The following is a 21,643-nucleotide window of genomic DNA, read 5'->3' as shown; positions in this document are numbered from 1 at the left end:
TTCGATAATCGGCTTGCAAGGCCCGTCGCGCCTGACCCGCCGCCAGGCATAAACGCTAAGAGGTTGAACGAAAAAGGGTTTTCGATAATGTTGCTTGACACGGGCGAAGAAACCCGTAGAATTCGATCTCACAGGCGCGGGATGGAGCAGCCTGGTAGCTCGTCGGGCTCATAACCCGAAGGTCGTCGGTTCAAATCCGGCTCCCGCAACCAGATTCGAGAAAAGGCCACTGTTAACGCAGTGGCCTTTTTCTTTTGCCTCGATTTTCTTCGGCGAAGGAAAAATCAAGATAAATCAATAAGTAGCGCTTGACATCAAGTGCTTACGCTGTAGAATTCGATCCCACAGGCGCGGGATGGAGCAGCCTGGTAGCTCGTCGGGCTCATAACCCGAAGGTCGTCGGTTCAAATCCGGCTCCCGCAACCAGATTCAAGAGAAGGCCACTGTTAACGCAGTGGCCTTTTTCTTTGCCTCAGAAATTGACACTTGACTTAAGCGTCCAACGCTATAGAATGCGCCCCTCTGACGCGGGATGGAGCAGCCTGGTAGCTCGTCGGGCTCATAACCCGAAGGTCGTCGGTTCAAATCCGGCTCCCGCAACCATATTCGTCAGAACAAACCCCGCCTGTGTAAAAGCAGCGCGGGGTTTGTTGCATTTCGTCGCCTGTTAAATCCTTGGAACTCACCCAAACCCGCCCGTTTGAGGTGTCGACATGAGGATGAACTATCTTTAACGCTGCCGGACGACTGAAAGTAACGTTGCCCGGAGTAATATCTGGATACGTTTACCAAAGGGACTTTCACTTGGCCGCTGCACATCCCCTCCTCGCGCACTTCGCTCGAGGCATTTCATGACATCGCACACTCCCGAACCCCAGGTGCCGCTTGCCTCGGCACTGCCGACTGCTGCCCAGCGCCTGCCTTGGCTTGAGCGTATGAGCCGTTACCGCCAGCCGATTGGCCTGGGCGTGACCTTGCTGCTGTTTGCCATGGCGCTGATCGCCTGTCGGCATCTGTTGAGCGAACTGGACATCTACGCCCTGCACGATGCCATGCTCGACGTACCGGCAAAGTCGTTGATCGGTGCCCTGCTGGCGACGGTGGCAGGTTTCGTGATCCTGCTCGGCTACGAGTGGTCGGCCAGCCGTTACGCGGCCGTCAAGCTGCCTGCGCGGTCCTTGGTAATGGGTGGTTTCAGCGCCTTCGCCATTGGCAACGCGATCGGCCTGTCGATGCTCTCGGGTGGCTCGGTGCGTTACCGCCTGTATGCACGTCAGGGCCTGGGCGCCGCCGAAGTCGCACGCATGACTGTGTTCGCCAGCCTGTCCCTGGGGTGCGCACTGCCACCACTGGCGGCACTGGCCACCTTGAGCAACCTGCCGGCAGCGGCTACTGCACTGCGCTTGCCTTCGACAGTATTGGCCGGCATCGCCATCGCGGTACTGGCGCTCACCGCCGTGCTGGTGATCGGGCTGTATCGCCGCCGCCTGCCGGAACAGCCGCTAGCTGATAACCTGCTGGTCCAGTTGGGCCGCCGCACCCTGCGCCTGCCGGGTGGCCGCCTGGCAGCCCTGCAATTGCTGATTACCGCGCTGGACGTGGCTGCTGCCGCCACAGTGCTTTACTTGCTGCTGCCGCAAGCCCCACCCTTCGGTGCCTTCGTGCTGGTTTACCTGCTGGCCCTGGCGGCTGGCGTGCTCAGCCATGTGCCGGGTGGCGTCGGGGTGTTCGAAGCCATCCTGCTCGCCGCCTTTGCCGACCAGCTTGGCGCTGCACCTCTGGCCGCCGCCCTGCTCCTGTACCGACTGATCTACGTGGTGCTGCCACTGCTGCTGGCCTGTGTCCTGCTGCTGGCCAACGAAGCGCGCCGCCTGCTGTTTGCCCAGCAAGCGATCAAGGCGGCCTCGGGCCTCGGCGCACCGATCCTGGCAATTCTGGTGTTCCTGTCAGGCGTGGTGCTGCTGTTCTCCGGCGCCACGCCGGAAATCGACACACGCTTGGAGCACATGGGCTTCCTCGTGCCTCACCGGCTGATCGACGCCTCGCACTTCGGCGCCAGCCTGATTGGCGTGCTGTGCCTGCTGCTGGCCCAGGGCCTGCGCCGGCGCCTGTCGGCCGCCTGGCTGCTGACTACCGTTTTGCTGCTGGTGGGCGCACTGCTGTCGATCCTCAAAGGCTTCGACTGGGAAGAAGCCAGCCTGCTGACCCTGACCGCCGCACTGCTGGCCGTTTTCCGTCGTTCGTTCTACCGACCGAGCCGACTGCTCGAACTGCCGTTCTCACCGGTGTACCTGGTGGCCAGCGCCTGCGTGGTCGGTGCATCGGTGTGGCTGCTGCTGTTTGCCTACCAGGATGTCCCTTATACCCACAAGCTGTGGTGGCAGTTCACCCTTGACGCCGACGCCCCACGTGGCCTGCGTGCCGCCCTGGGCAGTGCGGTATTGCTGGTGATCGTCGCCCTGACCTGGCTGCTGCGCACCGCTCGTCCGGTCATTCATTTGCCTGACGAGGCCGAGCTACAGCGCGCCAACCGCATCCTGCAGGCTTCCGACCAGCCCGACGGTGGCCTGGCATTGACCGGCGACAAGGCCTTGCTGTTCCACCCCAGCGACACTGCCTTCCTGATGTATGCCCGTCGCGGTCGCAGCCTGGTGGCGCTGTACGACCCGATCGGCCCCGCCCAGGAACGCGCCGAGATGATCTGGCAGTTCCGAGACCTGTGCGACCTGCACCACGCCCGCCCGGTGTTCTACCAGGTGCGCGCGGAAAACCTGCCGTTCTACATGGACATCGGCCTGACTGCCCTGAAGCTGGGCGAGGAAGCGCGGGTTGATCTGCGCCGCTTCGACCTCGAAGCCAAGGGCAAGGAAATGAAAGACCTGCGCTACACCTGGAACCGTGGCGGCCGGGATGGCCTGAGCCTGGAGATCCACGAACCTGGCCAGGCACCGCTGGCCGAACTCAAGGAAATCTCCGACGCCTGGCTCGGCGGCAAGAACGTTCGCGAGAAGGGCTTCTCGCTGGGGCGCTTCAGCCCCGAGTACCTGCAGCACTTCCGTATCGCCCTGATTCGTTTCCAGGGCCGGCCGGTGGCCTTCGCCAACCTGCTGGAAACCCACAGCAACGAATTGGCCAGCCTCGACCTGATGCGCGCTCACCCCGAGGCGCCGAAGCTGACCATGGAATTCATGATGATCGGCTTGATCCTGCATTACAAAAGCCATGACTACGGCCGCTTCAGCCTGGGCATGGTCCCGCTTTCCGGCCTGCAGCCACGCCGCGGTGCACCCTTGACCCAACGCCTGGGCTCGATGGTGTTCCGCCGTGGCGAACAGCTCTACAACTTCCAGGGCCTGCGGCGCTTCAAGGACAAGTTCCAGCCGGACTGGGAACCTCGTTACATGGCCGTACCAGCCGGGCTCGACCCACTGGTAGCACTGGCCGATACTGCCGCCCTGATTGCCGGCGGCCTGACTGGATTGGTGAAACGCTGATGATCCGACGCTATTGGCTGTACGTACTGATTCCCCTGTTGCTGGCCGCCCTGGCTGGCGCTGCGGGCTTTTGGCTGTGGGCCCGCCCTGCCCCCGAGGCACGGCTGGAGCAGCTGACCCTGAATGACACCAGCCTCATCCGCGTCACCCCGGGCGTGCATGCCAAGGCCCGAGTCGCCATCGGCGTGCCCCAGGACCAGGCCCTGAGCGACAAGCAGTTGCTGGACCTGAGCCAGGCTGGCGAGGCGCAGCTGGTTCAGGTGATCCTGCCGCCGAACGACTGCACCAAGCAGCAACAGGCCATGGACCAGGCGCTGGCCCAGCTGTCCGACAAACCGACCCTGGTCGCCGGCATCGGCCCAGGGGCGGCCCAGGCATGGCGCTGGCTGGCCACCCAGAATGACGACAAGGCACGGGCCATCTCGGTCGACTTCACCCTGGAACAGCCAGGCTGCAAGGTCGAGCTGCCGAAGTCGGCCGCCCACGGCCACTGGAACGTCGCCTGGAACGACAACCCGGACGACGCCAGTGCCGCCTTCGTGCGCGACCAGGCCAACGCTGAGACCAGCATCAGCGACTATGACATTCACCTGCCACAGGTACTCAAGGCCCAGCTGACCCAGGCCCTGGTTGGCCGCGACGGCAATGCCCTGGCCATCCCGGTGGTGGAAGTCCCGGCCGGGCAAACCACCGACACCGTCACCCTGTTCCTGTCCGGTGACGGCGGCTGGCGCGACCTGGACCGCGACGTGGCCGGCGAGATGGCCAAGCTGGGCTACCCGGTGGTCGGTATCGACACCTTGCGCTACTACTGGCAACACAAGACTCCGGAGCAAAGTGCCGCCGACCTGTCGGAACTGATGCAGCACTACCGCCAGAAGTGGGGCACCAAGCGTTTCGTGCTGACCGGTTACTCGTTCGGTGCGGACGTGCTGCCGGCCATCTACAACCGCCTGCCAGCCGAAGACCAGCAGCGTATCGACGCAGTCGTGCTGCTGGCGTTCGCCCGCAGTGGCAGTTTCGAGATCGAAGTCGAAGGCTGGTTGGGCAAGGAAGGTCAGGAAGCGCCTACCGGGCCGGAAATGGCCAAACTACCGGCGTCCAAGGTGGTGTGCGTGTACGGCGTGGAAGAGACCGATGAAAGCGGTTGCACCGACAAGACCGCGGTAGGCGAGCGCATGAAGCTGCCAGGCGGGCACCACTTCGACGAGAACTACCCGGCGCTGGCCAAACGCCTGATCGACGAGATCGAGACGCGTCAGGGCAAGTCCAGCGTCGCGGCACAGAACTGATAACGCTCGATGGCCGTTCGCGGGTGAACCCACTCCCACAGGTTGTGCATGTACCCTGTGGGAGCGGGTTCACCCGCGAATCGGTAGCAACTCAGATCTCGACCTGAGTTCCCAGCTCGATAACCCGGTTCAGCGGCAAGTTGAAGAAGCGCAAGTTACCATTGGCATTCTTCAGCAGGAACGCAAACAGGTTGCCCCGCCAGCGCGACATCCCCTCCAGACGCGACGCAATGACCGTTTCCCGGCTGAGGAAGTAGGTGGTGCGCATCGGGCTGAAGTCCAATTCGTCCAGGTGACACAGCTTCAAGGCCGCCGGCACGTCTGGCTCGTCCATGAAGCCAAAGTGCAGCAGCACGCGGAAGAAGCCATCACCATAGGCCTCGACCTCGAAACGCTCGTGTTCCGGCACCCGCGGACGGTCCTCACTGACCACGGTCAGCAGCACTACCTGGCTGTGCAGCACCTGGTTGTGCAGCATGTTGTGCAGCAGCGCATGGGGCACCGCGTCTGCCCGTGCCGTCAGGAACACCGCCGTGCCTTCGACCCGATGTGGCGGCTGCACACGGATACTGCTGATGAACACCGGCAGCGGCAGCCCGCCTTCATCGATGCGCTCCACCAGGATCTGCTTGCCGCGCTTCCAGGTGCTCATCAACAGGTACAGCACGCAGCCTGCCAGCACCGGGAACGCACCACCCTGGACGATCTTCGGCACGTTGGCGGCGAAGAACAGGCCATCGACCAAGAGGAAGCCGACCAGGATCGGTACCGTCAGCACCGGTGGCCACTTCCACAACAGCAGCATCACCGCCGACACCAGGATAGTGGTCATCAGCATGGTTCCGGTGACGGCCACACCGTAAGCGGCCGCCAGGGCGCCGGAGGACTCGAAGCCGATCACCAGCAGCACCACACCGACCATCAAGGTCCAGTTCACCGCACCGATGTAGATCTGCCCCTGCTCGTCGCTGGACGTGTGCTGGATCTGCATGCGCGGGATATAGCCCAACTGGATAGCCTGGCGGGTCAGGGAGAAGGCCCCGGAAATCACCGCCTGCGAGGCAATCACCGTGGCCATCGTCGCCAAGCCGACCATTGGCAGCAGCGCCCAGCCTGGCGCCAGCAGATAGAACGGGTTGCGGGCTGCGTCAGGGTTCTGCAGCAATATTGCGCCCTGGCCGAAGTAATTGAGTACCAGCGCTGGCAGCACCAGGGCAAACCAGGCGCGAGCGATCGGCTTGCGCCCGAAGTGGCCCATGTCGGCATAGAGAGCCTCGGCACCGGTCAGCGCCAGCACCACCGCGCCGAGAATGGCTACGCCCATCCCAGGGTGGACGATGAAGAAATTGACCGCCCAGCCAGGGTTGAACGCCTTGAGCACTTCCGGGCTCTGGGAGATGCCATGTGCGCCCAGCACGGCCAGTGCCAGGAACCATACCACCATGATCGGGCCGAACAGCTTGCCGATCTTGTCGGTACCGTGCTTCTGCACCAGGAACAAGGCCACCAGTACCACCAGCGAAATCGGCACTACCCAGTGATCGATCCCCTCGAAGGCCAGGCCCATGCCCTCGACGGCGGACAGCACCGACACCGCGGGGGTGATCATGCTGTCGCCATAGAACAGCGAGGCGCCGATCAGGCCACAGATGACCATCAGCGACCGCAGCCGCGGATAAGCCGCCGTGGCCCGCCGCGCCAGGGCGGTCAAGGCCATGGTGCCGCCCTCGCCCTGGTTGTCTGCGCGCAGAATGAACATCACGTACTTGAAGGACACCACCCACAGCAGCGACCAGAGGATCAACGAGAGGATCCCCAGCACACCATCATGGTTGACCGGCACCCCATAGCCGCCAGTAAAGACCTCTTTCAGGGTATACAACGGGCTGGTACCGATATCGCCATACACCACCCCGACCGCTGCCACCAGCAGCCCCAGTGACCGTGTCGCGCCTTGCTTCCCCGCGTGCCCGCCTTCGGCGTGACTGCTTGCCTGAACCATCGAACACTCCCGCAGATGGCCTTGAAGGCCGGTAGAATTCACTCCTGCGTCAGGGACATGCAGTGCCCCGTCGCAATGGCGCGAAGCATAGCGCAGCGTTCGTCGCTTTTCTGCTGGTCAAGCGACCGTGCGCTCGCTAGAATTGCGCACTTTTTGATCAGAGGCGCCAAAAGCGCCCGTCAAGATCGCCCCCCTCTGCTGCGGGCGAACTGCATTCAATACCGAGGTTAGTCATGTCCACCACTCCCGCCACCCCCAAGGTTGGTTTCGTCAGCCTGGGTTGCCCCAAGGCCCTGGTCGATTCCGAGCGCATCCTGACCCAGCTGCGCATGGAAGGCTATGAAGTCGTGCCCACCTACGAGGATGCCGATGTAGTGGTGGTCAACACCTGCGGCTTCATCGACAGCGCCAAGGCCGAGTCGCTTGAGGTGATCGGTGAAGCGATCAAGGAAAACGGCAAGGTCATCGTCACCGGCTGCATGGGTGTCGACGAAGGCAATATCCGTGACGTGCACCCAAGCGTGCTGTCGGTAACCGGCCCGCAGCAGTACGAGCAGGTGGTCAACGCCGTGCACGAAGTGGTGCCTCCCCGCCAGGACCACAACCCGCTGATTGACCTGGTGCCGCCGCAGGGCGTCAAGCTGACCCCGCGCCACTACGCCTACCTGAAGATTTCCGAAGGCTGCAACCACAGCTGCAGCTTCTGCATCATCCCGTCGATGCGCGGCAAGCTGGTCAGCCGCCCGGTCGGTGAGGTGCTGAGCGAGGCCGAGCGCCTGGTCAAGGCCGGAGTCAAGGAAATCCTGGTGATCTCCCAGGACACCAGCGCATACGGCGTCGATGTCAAATACAAGACCGACTTCTGGAACGGTCGCCCGGTCAAGACCCGCATGCTCGAACTGTGCGAAGCGCTGAGCAGCCTGGGTGCCTGGGTGCGCCTGCACTACGTCTACCCGTACCCGAATGTCGACGACGTGATCCCGTTGATGGCCGCAGGCAAGATCCTGCCGTACCTGGACATCCCGTTCCAGCACGCCAGCCCGAAAGTACTCAAGTCGATGAAGCGCCCAGCCTTCGAAGACCGGACCCTGGCCCGCATCAAGAACTGGCGCGAGCAATGCCCCGAGCTGGTGATCCGCTCGACCTTCATCGTCGGCTTCCCTGGCGAAACAGAGGAAGACTTCCAGTACCTGCTGGACTGGCTCACCGAAGCCCAGCTCGACCGCGTCGGCTGCTTCCAGTACTCGCCAGTCGAAGGCGCCCCGGCCAACGACCTGGGCCTGGAAGAAGTGCCGGATGACATCAAGCAGGACCGTTGGGACCGCTTCATGGCTCACCAGCAGGCCATCAGCGCCGCTCGCCTGCAGCTGCGCATCGGCAAGGAAATCGAAGTGCTGATCGACGAAGTCGAGGAACAGGGTTCGGTTGGCCGCAGCTTCTTCGATGCTCCGGAAATCGACGGCAGCGTGTTCATCGACGGTAACCATGGCTTCAAGCCCGGCGATAAAGTCCGGTGCCGCGTGGTGGATGCCGACGAATACGACATGTGGGCCGAGCCCGTTTAAAGCAGCCGGCCCATGAAAAAGCCCCTGCCGGGTATTCCGCATGCGGAACTGCCCGGCAGGGGCTTTTTTGTCAGAACGTGTGAAAAACCATCATTCCAGCTTCAGCATCGGGGCTGGCATCGGAAAAACCCTTGACCGCATACAGCTGCACTTTCCATTCCCGGTTGAGCTTGTGGGTCAGGAACAGTGTCAGTTCCTGAATTTCCGACCCCGTCGAGACGACTTTTTGCCGCCAGTCGTACGAGGCACCCGCCGACGTACCTTTCCTCACGGGAATGGCAAAGCCCAGGCTGGTGAATATCGGATCTTTGAAATCGCTGCCAGGCGGGTCACCGAACTTCTTCCAGCCGAGGGTCGCGAAGCCGGTGACCGGGCCGAATGCCTGGGCGATATCGACCTGGCCGGTGTAATCGTACTCCCCTGTACCCAGGCACTGCTTTTCATCGGCAGTGGGAAATTTGACCTTGCCGATGAGGTCCAGCATCAGGCCACCGTCACGGCCATCGAGCAGTGCATAAGCCGCACTGGCTACCGTGTCACCCAGCCCACTCTCCACCGCATGGCATCCACCGGGCAAGGGGTCACCATTGGGCCCCACTTCCGGGTTGGTGATGCGTAGCCAGGGCACGGTGACTTTGTAAGTCATGGGGCCGGTTTCATACTTGCCGACCACAGGGACATACCAGATTTCCGAAGTGGTACCCGTGCCATAGTCGCCACTCGAAAAGTCCATGCCAATCGAGGCGCTGAAGGTATCGGCCAGGGCCGAGGCACTGCTACAGGACAACAAACAGGCGAAAAGAGGGAGCGCGGGTCTCATTTGCACCTCGGTATTGCGTCGGGAAGTGTGAACGGACTAACCCAGCCTAGTTGCCTAATGCCCGGACCGCTCCGGATGCTCGACTTTTTCAACCTTCTCTGCCGTCTCAGGTCTTTCGACCTTTTCGACTTTTTCTACCGTTTCAGGCTTTTCGACCCGTTCGACCTTTTCTACCTTTTCCACTTTCTCGACCTTTTCAGGCTTCTCGACCTTATCTACTTTTTCAGGACGTTCGACTTTTTCCACTTTCTCGACCTTCTCTATTTTCTCGACCTTTTCCACCTTCTCCACTCTTTCCAGCTTCTCGATCTTTTCCACGCGATCGGAACTACCACTGTTGCTGGTCTCGCGTTGCTCCACGGTATCGACCCGTACCGACTTGCCGGACCTGTCCTCAACGTCCACGCTGTCATGATCATTGGCGCCGCTACCGGCGCTGCGCCCATCGTGGTCATCACCGCTTTCGCTGCGGATGCTGGAGCTACTGCGCTCACCCTGGCTGCTGCTGCCCGAAGTGCCCGAAGTGCCCGAGCCGCTTGTAACGTGCTCGCTGTTACTCCCGGAATGCCCTGCACCCGAATGCTCTGCGCGCTCGTCATCGAGCTCGACGCGGGATGCCCGCAGCTCGTGGGTAGCACTGAATACGCCGATTACCCGCACCCGTTGGTCGAGCGCGATGGACGCGGGCTGCTTGCCGACGACCACGGTATCCTGCCCCAGAGTCACGTTGATGCCGCCGACCACCAGCTGACGCGCTTGCGTGCGCTGCACCAGCCCTTCGATCACCATCGTCTGCCCTCGCCCGGCAAACGCCAGGCTCGGGTCAGGGCGCGTTTGCGCCACTTCCAGCTGGCTGCCGGTCCATTGGCCGCGCACCAGCATTTCCCGCGCCGGTGCCACAGGAGTACCTAATTTGAGCCCCTGAAGGCTGCCGCGGTGATCGATTGCGCCAATGGCACTGGCCTCCCTGAGCCCTGGTGCCCGCTCGATACGGCTGGCGACCACTTCACCTGCAGCATCGCGCAGGCCGCTGACCCTGACCGGTTCGCCCGGTCGCAGCCCTTCTGCCACCCGCGCCCCGGCTGCCAGGCGAACGGGCTGGCCCATGACCCGCAGCGGCCCCGAAGCATTCGGCAGTGCCGTCAGCGGCCCCTGGTAAACGTTGAGGATCGCGATGCGCCCGGCTTGCAAGCCGCGCTGTGTGCCATACGCCTCCACCGCGACCACCTGGCCGATCGCCAGATGAGCGCTGCTGGCAGGGGCACCATTTTCACTGACAGGTACATCCTTGGCGTAGTGCACCTCCTGGCCACTGACGCAGATCGATGCGAACCCGGTGATGGTGCCGACGATACCAGTACCACCAGTGCCGCCCGGGCGCTCGATCGGCGTGCCGGTCCCCCCCGTGCCACCGGGGTGCTGCTGAAGCGGCGCACCCGTGCCCCCCATTCCACCGGTTCTGGCGCCTGTGCCGCCAACGCCCCCCGGCAACTGCAGGCTCGCAGCCCCCGCCATGCCCACTTCATCACGGCTGACGCACACTGGCGCTGCTACCACCTTGGCAGGCGCCACCAGGTTCAGCCCGAAACCAAAGACCAGTGCAACGAGACTGAGGCAGCGCACGAAGGGCGTCATGAGTCGGCGGCCTTCGACGAATCGGGGTCAGTGGCTTCAGAATAGAAATAGAGCCCGACGGTGATGCGCTGGCGCTGCCCGTGGCTTGGCTCGTCGGTGTTTTCCAACTCGGCTGCCAGCCGGCTGAAGGCCAGCAGGGTTTGCATGCCATCCTGGCTGACGGCTTCGCGCAGCGTGTCGACGCTGGCAGGGGTCAGGGCGTCGTAGTGCACGCTGCGTTCGAAAAACGGCAGACCTTCGCCACTGAGGTTGTGCACCGCCGCGCAGGCGTGATCATGCAGGTTATGGCCAAAATAAGCGGCTTTCTCATCGAAGCCCTTCTGCGGTACGAATGCCTGGGCCTCGAGGTGGACGCGGTCCTGATCATCGAGGCGGACGACGCCCAGGCGCAACCATTCATCCAGCACTACCCGCCCACGGATGTCCGTGCTGACCTTCGCCACCAAGGCGTCGAAAGAACAATCGCCGCCAACGCTGGCCAGCCTTGGCAGGGCCAACGCCTGGCCGGCCTCCGAGCAGAAGGGCGGGCTACGGGTCCATACATTCACCAATTGCGCACCTAAGGTGATGTTTTCCGGCAGCGCCGCGCTAGACGCTTCACTTTCACTTCGCAGCCGCCGCACATCCTTGCGATGCACCCCGGTCAGCAGGCTGATGCGACTGTCGGTCGGCACCTTGTCGTCCAGGCGAAACTCGCGATGAGCCACATCTACGAAGACTTCCTTGAGCACGTCGGTGAACATCGTGTAGGTCACCCCTTTGCGCAGCATCAGGCGCACCAGAGGGCGCATGATCCTGCGCAATGCACTCAGCATGGACGGGGGGATAGAGGGCGATTGCATGGAGCGCATTCCTTGAACTGTGAACCCAGTATGCGGGAAAACATCCCACACCACTGTAACCACTTCCCATCGAGAATGAGAAAAAGCTGTCAGCGCTCACTGCAAACGCATGATAGGAGCCGCCCATACAAAACCCGTCCGTTGGGTCTTGTATGGGCTGTTCACTGCCAATCAGCTCCTGTCATCCCCGACTTCACCACCGGCATGAGCACCGCGGTCATCACCCTGTTCGCGACCCACATGGCTGCCGTTATCGTCACCAGGTTCACCACCAACGTGATTGCCATGATCGTCGCCAGGTTCACCGCCGACATGATTGCCATGATCGTCACCGGGCTCACCGCCAACGTGGTTGCCATGATCATCACCCGCTTCAGCATGGTTGCTGCTGCGACCGGAATTCGAGTTGCCATCGTGACCCTGGCCTGCGTCACCATGGCCGCTGCCACTGTTGCCGCCATGGCCGCCGCTGCCAGTACCACCACCGTGGCCACCGCCGCCATCCTTGGCATACGCGCTGGAGCCATGAGATATCGAATCTGGAATCAACACGATGGCCGTCGACAGCACGCCTGCAACGGCGACTGCCAGTAGAGCCCTTTTGAACAGCATGTGGATTTGCATTTTCCGTCTCCAGGTCTTCGCCATGAGAACGCCAATCGAGCGGGAATCTGTTGTAGGTTGTTTCTTTTTACCGCGTGGGATTTTTTCCCACGCTTTAGTAATAGACCTCTACCTCCCACGCTTCAAGCTGCTCACAGAGCAGCTGACCAGTGGTTGGCCTGCTATGTTTTCCCTATCGCCTTGGAGGAATACCGGCATGCATTCGGCCCTCACGCTGCAAACACCGCGCTACAGCGACTACAGCGAGTTGGTGCAGATCTGGGAAGACTCGGTGCGCGCAACCCATGACTTCCTGCCAGAGGCCTATATCCTGTTGCTCCGCGAACACGTGCTGCGCCGCTACCTCGATGCCGTGATGCTGATTTGCTGCAAGGATCGCCAGCACATCTGCGGCTTCGCCGGCGTCGCCAATGGCTGCGTGCACATGTTGTTCGTCGCACCCGACTACCGGGGCAAGGGGGTGGGCAAACGCCTGCTGCGTTATGCGATCGACGAATTGAATGCCGAACGTCTGGACGTCAACGAACAGAACCCGCAAGCCCTGGGCTTCTATTTGCACGAAGGCTTCCAAGTGGTTGGCCGTTCGGAAACGGATGGCTTGGGGCAGCCCTACCCCCTGCTGCACATGAGGCTGATTCCTACAGTGCCCTAGGACGGCGTCCGAATATGCCGTGGTCTGCGTCCCAAACGGCGCATTTGACACACATTCCCATCATCAACCGCGCACAGGCAGGTACAATGTCAGTCTTTCCCTGCCTTGCGAATTGCCCCATGTCCGAACCCGTCCGCCTGTCCAAACGCCTCATCGAGCAGCTTGGTTGCTCCCGCCGCGAGGCCGAGCTTTACATCGAAGGAGGCTGGGTCACGGTCGATGGCGTGGTGGTGGAGCAGCCTCAGTTCAAGGTTGACAGCCAGCGCGTAGAACTGCTGCCTGGGGCACGCGCCGAGGCATTGGAGCCAGTCACCCTGCTGATGCATCAAGCGGCCGGTGTCGACAGCGAAACTGCCCGTGCCAGCATGAACATGGGCAACCTCAGCGAGGCTCACCGCGAAGGGGTACGGCCCCTGCATGGGCATTTTGCCCGGCTGTCCTGCCTGGCGCCGCTGGAACGTGGCGCCAGCGGCTTGCAGGTGTACACCCAAGACTGGCGGGTCACCCGCAAGATCGACGCCGACCTGCGCCGCATGGAGCAGGAATACATCATCGAAGTGCGCGGCGAGACTACCCCGCAGGCCTTGGAGCAGCTGGCGCGCGGTGCGACGCGCAATGACCGGGAACTGCCCAAGGCCAAGGCCAGCTGGCAGAACGAGACCCACCTGCGCCTGGTGGTGAAAAACCCGCAACCCGGGCAGATCAGCGAGCTATGCGCCTACTTGCGCCTGGAGGTGCTGGGCATGCGTCGCATTCGCCTGGGCGGTGTGTCCATGGGTAAGCTGCCCGTGGGGCAGTGGCGTTACCTGGCAGTCACCGAACGATTCTAAGCAATGCGCCACGCCCCGACGTGGCTACTGAACAGGATTTTGCAGCAATGAACCACAACGATGTCCTGCGCAGCCTGCGCTACATGCTCAAGGTGAACGACGCCAAGATGGCCGAAATCATCGCGCTGTCCGGCCTCGAAGTTAACCCGATCGTGCTCGCCACCTACTTGAAGAAGGAAGACGAAGCCGGTTTCGTGCGTTGCCCTGAGCGGGTCATGGCGCACTTTCTTGACGGCCTGGTGATCCACCGCCGTGGCAAGGATGACAGTCGCCCGGCGCAGCCCGTCGAGTTGCCGGTGACCAACAACACCATCCTGAAAAAGCTGCGGGTCGCCTTCGAACTCAAGGAAGAAGACCTGCACGCGATTCTCAAGGCGGTCAATTTCCCGGTGTCCAAGCCTGAGCTCAGCGCACTGTTCCGCAAGGTAGGGCATGACAACTATCGCCCCTGCGGCGACCAGTTGCTGCGTAACTTCCTCAAGGGCCTGACCCTGCGCGTGCGCGGCTGAGTGGCCATGCACCATACGGTTGCACCGGTCGGCATCGTCCGCTCCTGCTTCAAGGAGAAATTCGCCATCCCGCGCCAGCCGCAACTGGCGCCAGCCGCCCGTGGGGTGCTGGAGCTGCTGCCGCCGTTCGATCAGGGCGATGCGGTGGCCGGGCTGGAGCAAGTCAGTCATGTCTGGTTGCTGTTCCTGTTCCATCAGGCACTGGAAGACAAGCCGCGCCTGAAAGTGCGCCCGCCACGCCTGGGCGGTAACAAGAGCATGGGGGTGTTCGCCACCCGCGCCACCCACCGACCCAACGGCATCGGCCAGTCGGTGGTGCGCCTGGAGGGCGTGGAGCCAGGGCGCCTGTTCCTGTCCGGGATCGACCTGCTGGACGGTACGCCAGTCCTGGACATCAAGCCCTATGTCCCCTACGCCGACAGCGTTGTCGGGGCAAGCAACCTGATGGCCAGTGAAGCACCGGTCGCGATCGCCGTTGGCTGGAGCGCAAATGCCCTTCCCCAGGCCCAGGCGCATGGGCTGCGCCTTGGCGAGCCGCTGGTGGCACTGATCGAGCAATGCCTGGCACAGGACCCGCGCCCGGCCTATCAGGTGCCGCCAGCGGAGCGGGTGTACGGTGTGAAGCTCTGGGACGTGCAGGTCCGTTGGCATTACCCGCAACCGGGTCATATCCAGGTCCTGGAAGTCGTGCGCGAAGACTGAAGAGGCCCCGTCTTGCAGGCATAAAAAAACGCAGACCCGGGTCTGCGTTTTTTCGTTGCTGCGTTCGTCTTATTTCTCGACGAAGGCACGCTCGATCAGGTAGTCGCCCGGCTCGCGCATGCGTGGGGAGACCTTCAGGCCAAAGCTGTCGAGCACTTCACTGGTCTCGTCGAGCATGCTCGGGCTGCCGCAGATCATCGCGCGGTCGTCCTCTGGGTTGATCGGTGGCAGGCCGATATCGCTGAACAGCTTGCCGCTGCGCATCAGGTCGGTCAGGCGGCCCTGGTTTTCGAATGGCTCGCGGGTCACGGTCGGGTAATAGATCAGCTTCTCACGAACCGATTCTCCGAAGAACTCGTTCTGCGGCAGGTGCTCGGTGATGAACTCGCGGTAGGCCACTTCGTTGACGTAACGCACACCGTGAACCAGGATCACTTTTTCAAAGCGCTCGTAGGTTTCCGGGTCCTGGATCACGCTCATGAACGGCGCCAGGCCGGTGCCTGTGCTCAGCAGGTAGAGGTGCTTGCCCGGCTTCAGGTCGTCGAGCACCAGGGTGCCGGTTGGCTTCTTGCTGATGATGATCTCGTCGCCTTCCTTCAGGTGCTGCAACTGCGAGGTCAGCGGGCCGTCCGGGACTTTGATGCTGAAGAACTCCAGGTGCTCTTCCCAGTTCGGCGAAGCGATGGAATAGGCGCGCATGAGCGGACGGCCGTTGTCCTGTTGCAGGCCGATCATCACGAACTGACCGTTCTCGAAGCGCAGGCCCGGGTCGCGGGTGCACTTGAAGCTGAACAGGGTGTCGTTCCAGTGGTGCACACTGAGGACACGTTCGTGGTTCATGTTGCTCATCTAAGGGGCTCCTGAAGAAAAACGCAGCGCGCAAGACGCGCAGTTGCGCGATAGTTTAGGGGTAGCCACAATATCTGTTAACTGAATTATCAAGATATGTGTTATCGGTTATATAGATATGCGATTTACACTTCGTCAGCTTCAGGTATTTGTTGCCGTGGCCCAGCACCAGAGTGTGTCGCGGGCGGCCAGCGTGCTCGCGCTCTCACAATCGGCGGCAAGCACGTCCATTACCGAGCTTGAGCGTCAGTCGAGCTGCCAGCTGTTCGACCGAGCCGGCAAGCGGCTGGCGCTCAATGCCTTGGGCCATCAGTTGCTGCCCCAGGCCGTCGCCCTGCTCGACCAAGCCAAGGAGATCGAAGACTTGCTCAATGGCAAGTCAGGCTTCGGCTCGCTGGCGGTCGGCGCCACGCTGACCATCGGCAACTACCTGGCCACCCTGCTGATCGGCAGCTTCATGCAGATTCACCCGGAAAGCCAGGTGAAACTGCATGTGCAGAACACTGCACATATCGTGCACCAGGTCGCGCAGTACGAAATTGACCTGGGTCTGATCGAAGGTGACTGCAACCATCCGGACCTTGAAGTTCAGCCGTGGGTCGAGGACGAACTGGTGGTGTTCTGTGCACCGCAACATCCCTTGGCCAAGGCCGGCCGAGCCGATGTCGAAGCCCTGTCGCAGGAAGCCTGGATTTTGCGCGAGCAGGGCTCCGGCACACGCCTGACCTTCGACCAGGCCATGCGCCATCACCGTACCAGCCTGAACATTCGCCTGGAACTGGAACACACCGAGGCGATCAAGCGTGCCGTGGAGTCGGGGCTGGGTATCGGCTGCATTTCCCGCCTGGCCCTGCGCGATGCCTTCCGCCGCGGTAGCCTGGTGGCGGTCGAGACGCCGGAACTGGACTTGATGCGCCAGTTCTATTTCATCTGGCACAAGCAGAAATACCAGACCTCGGCGATGCGCGAATTTCTGGAATTATGCCGCAGCTTCACTGCGGGCTTTACCCGCAGTGACGAGATCGTCCTGCCGCCAATCGCTTAGAGCAGAATCACGCCCCACACCAGTGCGACCATGGTCAGCGCCACCAACTGTGCGGCGCTGCCCATGTCCTTGGCGTTCTTCGACAACGGGTGGCGCTCCAGCGAGATGCGATCGATGGCGGCTTCCACTGCCGAGTTGAACAGTTCGACGATCAGACCGAGCAGGCACACGGCGATCATGATTGCCCGCTCGGCACGGCTGACCGGCAGCCAGAAAGCGATCGGGATCAGCAGCACGTTGAGCAGCACCAGCTGGCGGAAGGCGGCTTCGCCCTTGAAGGCGGCGCGCAGGCCGTCCAGTGAGTAGCCGGCAGCGTTGAAAATGCGTTTCAGGCCGGTCTGGCCTTTGAATGGCGATGTCATGTGAGTCACTTCACAGCAGAAAGGCCAGCAGACTAGTGCGGCGCGGGTCAAAAAAGCGTGAATCCAGGCACCCTCAGTTACTGGCAACCGATTCAAGTTGTTGCAGCAACAGCGCGGCCTGGGTGCGGGTACGTACACCCAGCTTGCGGAAGATGGCCGTCACATGAGCCTTGATGGTCGCTTCCGACACACTCAGCTCATAGGCGATCTGCTTGTTCAACAAACCTTCGCAGACCATGGTGAGCACGCGGAACTGCTGTGGGGTGAGGCTGGCAAGGCCTTCGCTGGCGGCCTTGGCTTCCGCCGAAACATCGACCTTTTCGAAGGCTTGCGGTGGCCACCAGACCTCGCCATCGAGCACTTTTCTCACGGCATCCTGAATGACTTCAAGGCCGCTGGACTTCGGAATGAAGCCGCTGGCTCCGAACTCGCGGGATTTGACCACCACCGCGGCCTCTTCCTGCGCCGAGACCATTACCACCGGAATCTGCGGGTACTGGCCACGCAACAGGACCAGCCCGGAGAAGCCATAGGCGCCCGGCATGTTCAGGTCCAGCAGCACCAGGTCCCAGTCGGCCTTTTCGCTCAGGCGGGTTTCCAGTTCGGCGATGCTCGCCACTTCAACCAGTCGCACATCGGCGCCCAGGCCGAGGGTAACAGCCTGGCGCAGGGCGCTACGAAACAGCGGGTGGTCATCGGCAATCAGGATTTCGTATGTGGCCATCGATCTATGGATCCTGTTCTGTGCCAGGCGCATGCGGAGTGGTAAAGCGCCGGGCGGGGAATCGGCGCCAAGGATGCCGAGCACGGACGGAAGTGGTCAAGCCGACTACCCTGCCGTCTCGCCCACCCTGGCTGCCAGCCCCGACATTATGAACCAAAGTGAGCCATATGCCCCTTGGACTATAGGAAGGTATGCAAACGCTGGTGGGTGTCGTCCTGATCATCCAGTGGCAGGCGACGCTTGCCGCTCAGGTAATGCAGGCTGAATACATCCAGATAGGCGTCCAGCGCCTGGGACGCCTGGCTGTCACCCGCCAGGTCCAGGCACATGGCCGCGACTTCGGCGGTGCAGAAATGGTCGTCACGCTTGGACCGACGCAGGCGATAGCGCGACATCTGCTCGGCTTGCAGGCTCAGCACCGGGAAGCGATCCAGATACGGGCTCTTGCGGAACATCTTGCGGGCTTCGGTCCAGGTGGCATCGAGCAGGATGAACAACGGGCGCTTGCCCGGCTCGCGCACGACCTCGCTGACCACCCGCTCCCGGGCGACGAACTCGCCGGGAAAAACAATGTAGGGCTGCCACTGCGGATCGTCGAGCAACGCCAGCAGGCGCTCGTCCACCGAGGTGCGCAGCCAACCGAAGGCGCTTGTGTCTTCGATCAGGTCGGCGATCAACCAGCCGGTGTTGGTTGGTTTCAATGGCTCGGTGTCATGCATGAGCAGACACACGCCTGAGTCGGCCTGCACCTTGGGCTTCCACGCACACAGGCAGTGGGTGGCAATTACACGGCAATCGGGGCAACGCTCGGCGCGTGAACCACGGGCAATGAAAGGCTTGTTGCTGCGTGCCAGACGCTCGGCACGCAGGCGTGCTACCGCGTGGCTCATGCTGGCAAGCCTGTGGACGGGTTGTGACTGGACACTGCTGGGACTCGGAAGGTGCAAAACGCCAGTCTACCAGAGCAGGCGCCATTTGGCCGTGCAGCGGAGCCAACCGGTCCCTTATAATCGGCGGCACTGGCCACCATGAATTTGCCCGCGATGCAGCCGGCTTCATGGAACGCCCGCCGCCGGCGCATGTCAAAGCGCCAGTCATCGAACCAGGAGAGATTCATGCTGCGTCTTATCGTCCCGACCCTGAGCCTGTTGCTCGCCCTGCCATTGGCAGCCCAAGCTGCCTCCAAGCAGGAGTTCGAGCTCAACAAGTTGCTGCAGAAGGTCGCCACGGAAAGCAGTGTCGGCACCCCACGCGCGATCAACGAAGACATTCTCGATCAGGGCTATACCGTTGAAGGCAAGGCGCTGATCAACCACCTCAGCGTCCGCGCCGAGCATGCCGCACGTATGCAGCAGAACCCGGAGCAAGTGCGCAGCCAGCTCGGTGACAGCGTGTGCCGCAACAGTGGTTTCCGTAACCTGATGTCCAAAGGGGCGGTGATGGTCTACCGCTTCAGCGTGTACAAGACCAACCAACCGGTCATGGACCAGGCCTTCGATGCGGCCAGCTGCACCGCTGGCAACAAGAAGAAGTGATCAGATAACCCGCTCTCCCTCGACGCGCCGCGGTTCTTCGTCGGCGCGCATCTCCGCCAGTAACGCCTGCAGGTAGCGTGACTGGCACTCGAGCGCTGCCAGCCTGCGGCGGCACTCTGCTTCCAGGCTGACATGGTGATCCTGGGCTGCATTTTCCAGCTGCTGATAGAGTTGCCGGTCTACCTCGATGACCAAGCGATGCATACCGCCACCTCCTGCATCGACACGTTTCGCTTCTCCAGTTAACCAAACCCTCGACAAGGCTGGTCGCAGGCCGACGAGTGGCCACGGTGATCCCGTCTGCACGATCAGGCGCAACGGTCTAGATTGATAGCGAGGACTCGCAAAACAACAAGATCCTGCACCAAGGCCTTGAAGGCCTACTGCAATGCTCGGGATGCACACTCGAGTCACGGCAGCCAGCGACACATGCAGTGTCGCGGCCGTGCCACACCATCGGCCCGGTCAGAGGTTTTGCTGCAGAAGGAGACGTTGAATGCCTTACCAATCCAATGAACACCTGTTCAATCACTTCAGGGACCACGGCATCGACCTGGGCAAGATCGACCAGCAGCTGCAACTGGTCGCCCCAGACAGCCCCAACCTGCCGCTGTACCGCGACATGATGCTCACTGTCTTGCGCATGGCCCATGACGACAGCGACCGCTGGAGCGCCAAGATCACCCTGCAGGCCCTGCGCGAACTGGACCACTCGTTTCGCATGCTTCAGCGCTACCGTGGGCGACGCAAGGTCACCGTGTTCGGCTCGGCACGCACCCCGGTGGAACACCCGATGTACGCCCTCGCCCGTGAGCTGGGGGCGACCCTTGCCCGCTCCGAACTGATGGTCATTACCGGGGCCGGCGGCGGCATCATGGCGGCAGCGCACGAAGGTGCCGGCAGTGACCATAGCCTGGGTTTCAACATCATCCTGCCCTTCGAGCAGCATGCCAATGCCACAGTGGATGGCACCGACAAGCTGCTGCCCTTCCACTTCTTCTTTATTCGCAAGTTGTTCTTTGTCAAGGAAGCCGATGCACTGGTGCTCTGCCCCGGCGGCTTCGGCACCCTGGATGAAGCGCTTGAAGTATTGACGCTGATCCAGACCGGCAAGAGCCCACTGGTGCCGGTGGTACTGCTGGACTCACCGGGCGGTACGTTCTGGCAGGACTGCCTGGCATTCATCAGCCGTCAGCTCGAAGAAAACCGCTACATCCTGCCGAGTGACTTGAAGCTGCTGCGCCTGGTGCACAGTGCCGATGAGGCGGTGGAAGAAATCAACCAGTTCTACAGTAACTACCACTCCAGCCGCTGGCTGAAAAACCAGTTCGTGATCCGCATGCACCATCGGCTCAGCGAGGCTGCACTGCATGACATACAGGAGGGGTTCGCCGACCTGCGCCTGAGTGGCCGTTACCACCAGCACGCCGACAGCGGTGCCGAACACGAGGTGGGCAACTTCAGCCATCTGACGCGACTGACGTTTGCCTTCAACGGGCGTGATCAGGGACGACTGCGCGAATTGGTCGACTTCATCAACTTGCCGGAAAACTGGGCCAAGCCGGAGCCAATGCATACCACCCAACGGGCTCGGGAAGCGTTGAAGGTCAGCTGAAGAGCAATTGCGGGACAAAGCAAAATGGCCTCATCGCTGGCGTACCGGCGATGAGGCCATTTGACTAGTAATCATCCAGATCCCGGCCGCTGAGCAGCCTGCCGATCATGTCCATCGGGAAACCGCGGTAGGCAAGGAACCGGGTCTGCTGGGCGCGACTTCGCGGATCCTCGGGGCGTTGCCCAGCGAATTTGCGCTGCCAAGTATCCCGCAGCAGTGCCGCCCAATCCACTTCGCTTTCACGCAGGGCCTGCTCGATATCACTGCGGTTCAGCCCGCGCTGGCCAAGCTCTTCGCGAATACGCGCAGGGCCATAGCCGGCACCCGAACGGTATCGGATGAAACTCTCGAGGTAACGGGCTTCGCTAAGCAGCCCTTCTTCGGCGAGCCGATCGAGCGCGGGCTCGATCAGTTCATCCGGGGCACCGCGCTGACGCAACTTGCGTGTCAGCTCGACGCGACCATGCTCGCGGCGTGCGAGCAGGTCCATGGCTGTCCGCCTGACGGCGACGGGGGTGTCGAGTACGGCGGACATACCAGCTGCTA

The 21,643-nt window shown here is 62.0% G+C and carries 21 protein-coding genes and 3 tRNA genes; 14 read left to right on the top strand and 10 right to left on the bottom strand.

From position 1 onward, the window contains the following. Nucleotides 1-135: 135 nt before the first annotated feature. The 5 genes from HU738_RS08835 (at nucleotide 136) to HU738_RS08815 (ending at nucleotide 4,786) form a co-directional block, all read left to right on the top strand. Nucleotides 136-212 (top strand) — tRNA-Met (locus HU738_RS08835). A gap of 137 nt (nucleotides 213-349) precedes the next feature. Continuing rightward, nucleotides 350-426 (top strand) — tRNA-Met (locus tag HU738_RS08830). A 100-nt stretch (nucleotides 427-526) separates the two neighbouring features. Next, nucleotides 527-603: transfer RNA gene (locus tag HU738_RS08825), tRNA-Met, on the top strand. Between the two features lie 332 nt (nucleotides 604-935). Further along, complete coding sequence (mprF, locus tag HU738_RS08820) at nucleotides 936-3,494, top strand: bifunctional lysylphosphatidylglycerol flippase/synthetase MprF (RefSeq protein ID WP_437182022.1); 2,559 nt, start codon at nucleotides 936-938, stop codon at nucleotides 3,492-3,494. Then, the gene (locus tag HU738_RS08815; protein ID WP_186603167.1) at nucleotides 3,494-4,786 is read left to right on the top strand and encodes a virulence factor family protein; all 1,293 of its coding nucleotides are present in this window, start codon (nucleotides 3,494-3,496) and stop codon (nucleotides 4,784-4,786) included. Before mprF ends, HU738_RS08815 begins: the two co-directional genes overlap by 1 nt. 91 nt (nucleotides 4,787-4,877) lie before the next feature. Here HU738_RS08815 and HU738_RS08810 read toward each other — a convergent pair whose 3' ends face one another. Further along, complete coding sequence (locus tag HU738_RS08810; protein WP_186603168.1) at nucleotides 4,878-6,788, bottom strand: potassium transporter Kup; 1,911 nt, start codon at nucleotides 6,786-6,788, stop codon at nucleotides 4,878-4,880. A gap of 233 nt (nucleotides 6,789-7,021) precedes the next feature. On the opposite strand from HU738_RS08810, the gene rimO reads away from it, so the two are divergent. Continuing rightward, nucleotides 7,022-8,353, top strand: a complete 1,332-nt coding sequence (gene rimO / locus HU738_RS08805; protein WP_054883416.1) for a 30S ribosomal protein S12 methylthiotransferase RimO — start codon at nucleotides 7,022-7,024, stop codon at nucleotides 8,351-8,353. 70 nt (nucleotides 8,354-8,423) lie between these two features. Here the strand turns inward: rimO and HU738_RS08800 are convergent, their stop codons facing one another. From HU738_RS08800 to HU738_RS08790, 3 genes are read right to left on the bottom strand one after another with little or no spacing between them, the layout of a single operon-like run. Next, nucleotides 8,424-9,173 carry a hypothetical protein gene (locus tag HU738_RS08800; protein WP_186603169.1) on the bottom strand — a complete coding sequence of 250 codons (750 nt, stop codon included), beginning with the start codon at nucleotides 9,171-9,173 and terminating at the stop codon, nucleotides 8,424-8,426. A 54-nt stretch (nucleotides 9,174-9,227) separates the two neighbouring features. Further along, nucleotides 9,228-10,808 carry a DUF5666 domain-containing protein gene (locus tag HU738_RS08795; RefSeq protein ID WP_186603170.1) on the bottom strand — a complete coding sequence of 527 codons (1,581 nt, stop codon included), beginning with the start codon at nucleotides 10,806-10,808 and terminating at the stop codon, nucleotides 9,228-9,230. Beyond that, on the bottom strand, nucleotides 10,805-11,650 hold the full coding sequence (locus HU738_RS08790; RefSeq protein ID WP_186603171.1) for a DUF6502 family protein: 846 nt from the start codon (nucleotides 11,648-11,650) through the stop codon (nucleotides 10,805-10,807). Before HU738_RS08790 ends, HU738_RS08795 begins: the two co-directional genes overlap by 4 nt. Before the next feature lie 204 nt (nucleotides 11,651-11,854). Here HU738_RS08790 and HU738_RS26190 point away from each other — a divergent pair, with 204 nt between their 5' ends. The 5 genes from HU738_RS26190 (at nucleotide 11,855) to tsaA (ending at nucleotide 14,967) form a co-directional block, all read left to right on the top strand. Continuing rightward, nucleotides 11,855-12,244, top strand: a complete 390-nt coding sequence (locus HU738_RS26190) for a hypothetical protein (protein ID WP_217871444.1) — start codon at nucleotides 11,855-11,857, stop codon at nucleotides 12,242-12,244. A 226-nt stretch (nucleotides 12,245-12,470) separates the two neighbouring features. Further along, nucleotides 12,471-12,926, top strand: coding sequence for a GNAT family N-acetyltransferase (locus HU738_RS08780; RefSeq protein ID WP_186603173.1), 456 nt, complete (start codon nucleotides 12,471-12,473; stop codon nucleotides 12,924-12,926). A 119-nt stretch (nucleotides 12,927-13,045) separates the two neighbouring features. Continuing rightward, nucleotides 13,046-13,756 (top strand): rRNA pseudouridine synthase, encoded by a 711-nt coding sequence (locus tag HU738_RS08775; protein WP_186603174.1) that lies wholly within the window; start codon nucleotides 13,046-13,048, stop codon nucleotides 13,754-13,756. A gap of 47 nt (nucleotides 13,757-13,803) precedes the next feature. After that, the gene (locus HU738_RS08770) at nucleotides 13,804-14,265 is read left to right on the top strand and encodes a YehS family protein (RefSeq protein ID WP_054883423.1); all 462 of its coding nucleotides are present in this window, start codon (nucleotides 13,804-13,806) and stop codon (nucleotides 14,263-14,265) included. Between the two features lie 6 nt (nucleotides 14,266-14,271). Further along, nucleotides 14,272-14,967, top strand: coding sequence for a tRNA (N6-threonylcarbamoyladenosine(37)-N6)-methyltransferase TrmO (gene tsaA, locus HU738_RS08765; protein WP_186603175.1), 696 nt, complete (start codon nucleotides 14,272-14,274; stop codon nucleotides 14,965-14,967). A gap of 69 nt (nucleotides 14,968-15,036) precedes the next feature. Here tsaA and fpr read toward each other — a convergent pair whose 3' ends face one another. Beyond that, nucleotides 15,037-15,816 (bottom strand): ferredoxin-NADP reductase, encoded by a 780-nt coding sequence (gene fpr / locus HU738_RS08760; RefSeq protein WP_060479477.1) that lies wholly within the window; start codon nucleotides 15,814-15,816, stop codon nucleotides 15,037-15,039. A 118-nt stretch (nucleotides 15,817-15,934) separates the two neighbouring features. Between fpr and finR the strand changes: the two genes are divergently transcribed. Beyond that, nucleotides 15,935-16,861: a LysR family transcriptional regulator FinR gene (gene finR / locus HU738_RS08755; RefSeq protein WP_176506524.1), complete on the top strand. Its 927-nt coding sequence runs from the start codon at nucleotides 15,935-15,937 to the stop codon at nucleotides 16,859-16,861. Here the strand turns inward: finR and HU738_RS08750 are convergent. From HU738_RS08750 to HU738_RS08740, 3 genes are all read right to left on the bottom strand, one after another. After that, nucleotides 16,858-17,223 carry a diacylglycerol kinase gene (locus HU738_RS08750; RefSeq protein WP_010952700.1) on the bottom strand — a complete coding sequence of 122 codons (366 nt, stop codon included), beginning with the start codon at nucleotides 17,221-17,223 and terminating at the stop codon, nucleotides 16,858-16,860. The two genes, finR and HU738_RS08750, sit on opposite strands and share 4 nt — an antisense overlap. 73 nt (nucleotides 17,224-17,296) lie before the next feature. Further along, nucleotides 17,297-17,947, bottom strand: a complete 651-nt coding sequence (gene erdR / locus HU738_RS08745) for a response regulator transcription factor ErdR (RefSeq protein WP_054883428.1) — start codon at nucleotides 17,945-17,947, stop codon at nucleotides 17,297-17,299. 179 nt (nucleotides 17,948-18,126) lie between these two features. Next, the gene (locus HU738_RS08740) at nucleotides 18,127-18,837 is read right to left on the bottom strand and encodes a tRNA-uridine aminocarboxypropyltransferase (protein WP_054883429.1); all 711 of its coding nucleotides are present in this window, start codon (nucleotides 18,835-18,837) and stop codon (nucleotides 18,127-18,129) included. 225 nt (nucleotides 18,838-19,062) lie between these two features. On the opposite strand from HU738_RS08740, the gene HU738_RS08735 reads away from it, so the two are divergent. Next, the gene (locus HU738_RS08735) at nucleotides 19,063-19,482 is read left to right on the top strand and encodes a quorum-sensing-regulated virulence factor family protein (protein WP_054883430.1); all 420 of its coding nucleotides are present in this window, start codon (nucleotides 19,063-19,065) and stop codon (nucleotides 19,480-19,482) included. On the opposite strand, the gene HU738_RS08730 is transcribed toward HU738_RS08735, so the two are convergent. Further along, nucleotides 19,483-19,686 carry a hypothetical protein gene (locus HU738_RS08730; protein ID WP_176506526.1) on the bottom strand — a complete coding sequence of 68 codons (204 nt, stop codon included), beginning with the start codon at nucleotides 19,684-19,686 and terminating at the stop codon, nucleotides 19,483-19,485. It lies immediately after the preceding gene. A 292-nt stretch (nucleotides 19,687-19,978) separates the two neighbouring features. Between HU738_RS08730 and HU738_RS08725 the strand changes: the two genes are divergently transcribed. Beyond that, entirely contained in the window at nucleotides 19,979-21,097 is a 1,119-nt protein-coding gene (locus HU738_RS08725; protein WP_176506527.1) for an LOG family protein, read from the top strand. 64 nt (nucleotides 21,098-21,161) lie between these two features. On the opposite strand, the gene recX is transcribed toward HU738_RS08725, so the two are convergent. After that, nucleotides 21,162-21,632 (bottom strand): recombination regulator RecX, encoded by a 471-nt coding sequence (gene recX, locus HU738_RS08720; protein WP_176506528.1) that lies wholly within the window; start codon nucleotides 21,630-21,632, stop codon nucleotides 21,162-21,164. Between the last annotated feature and the right edge of the window lie 11 nt (nucleotides 21,633-21,643).

The organism is Pseudomonas vlassakiae (assembly GCF_014269035.2).
Lineage (GTDB): Bacteria > Pseudomonadota > Gammaproteobacteria > Pseudomonadales > Pseudomonadaceae > Aquipseudomonas > Aquipseudomonas vlassakiae.
Note: the sequence above shows the minus strand (reverse complement) of the source record. Positions and strands in the feature narration are given on the sequence as shown.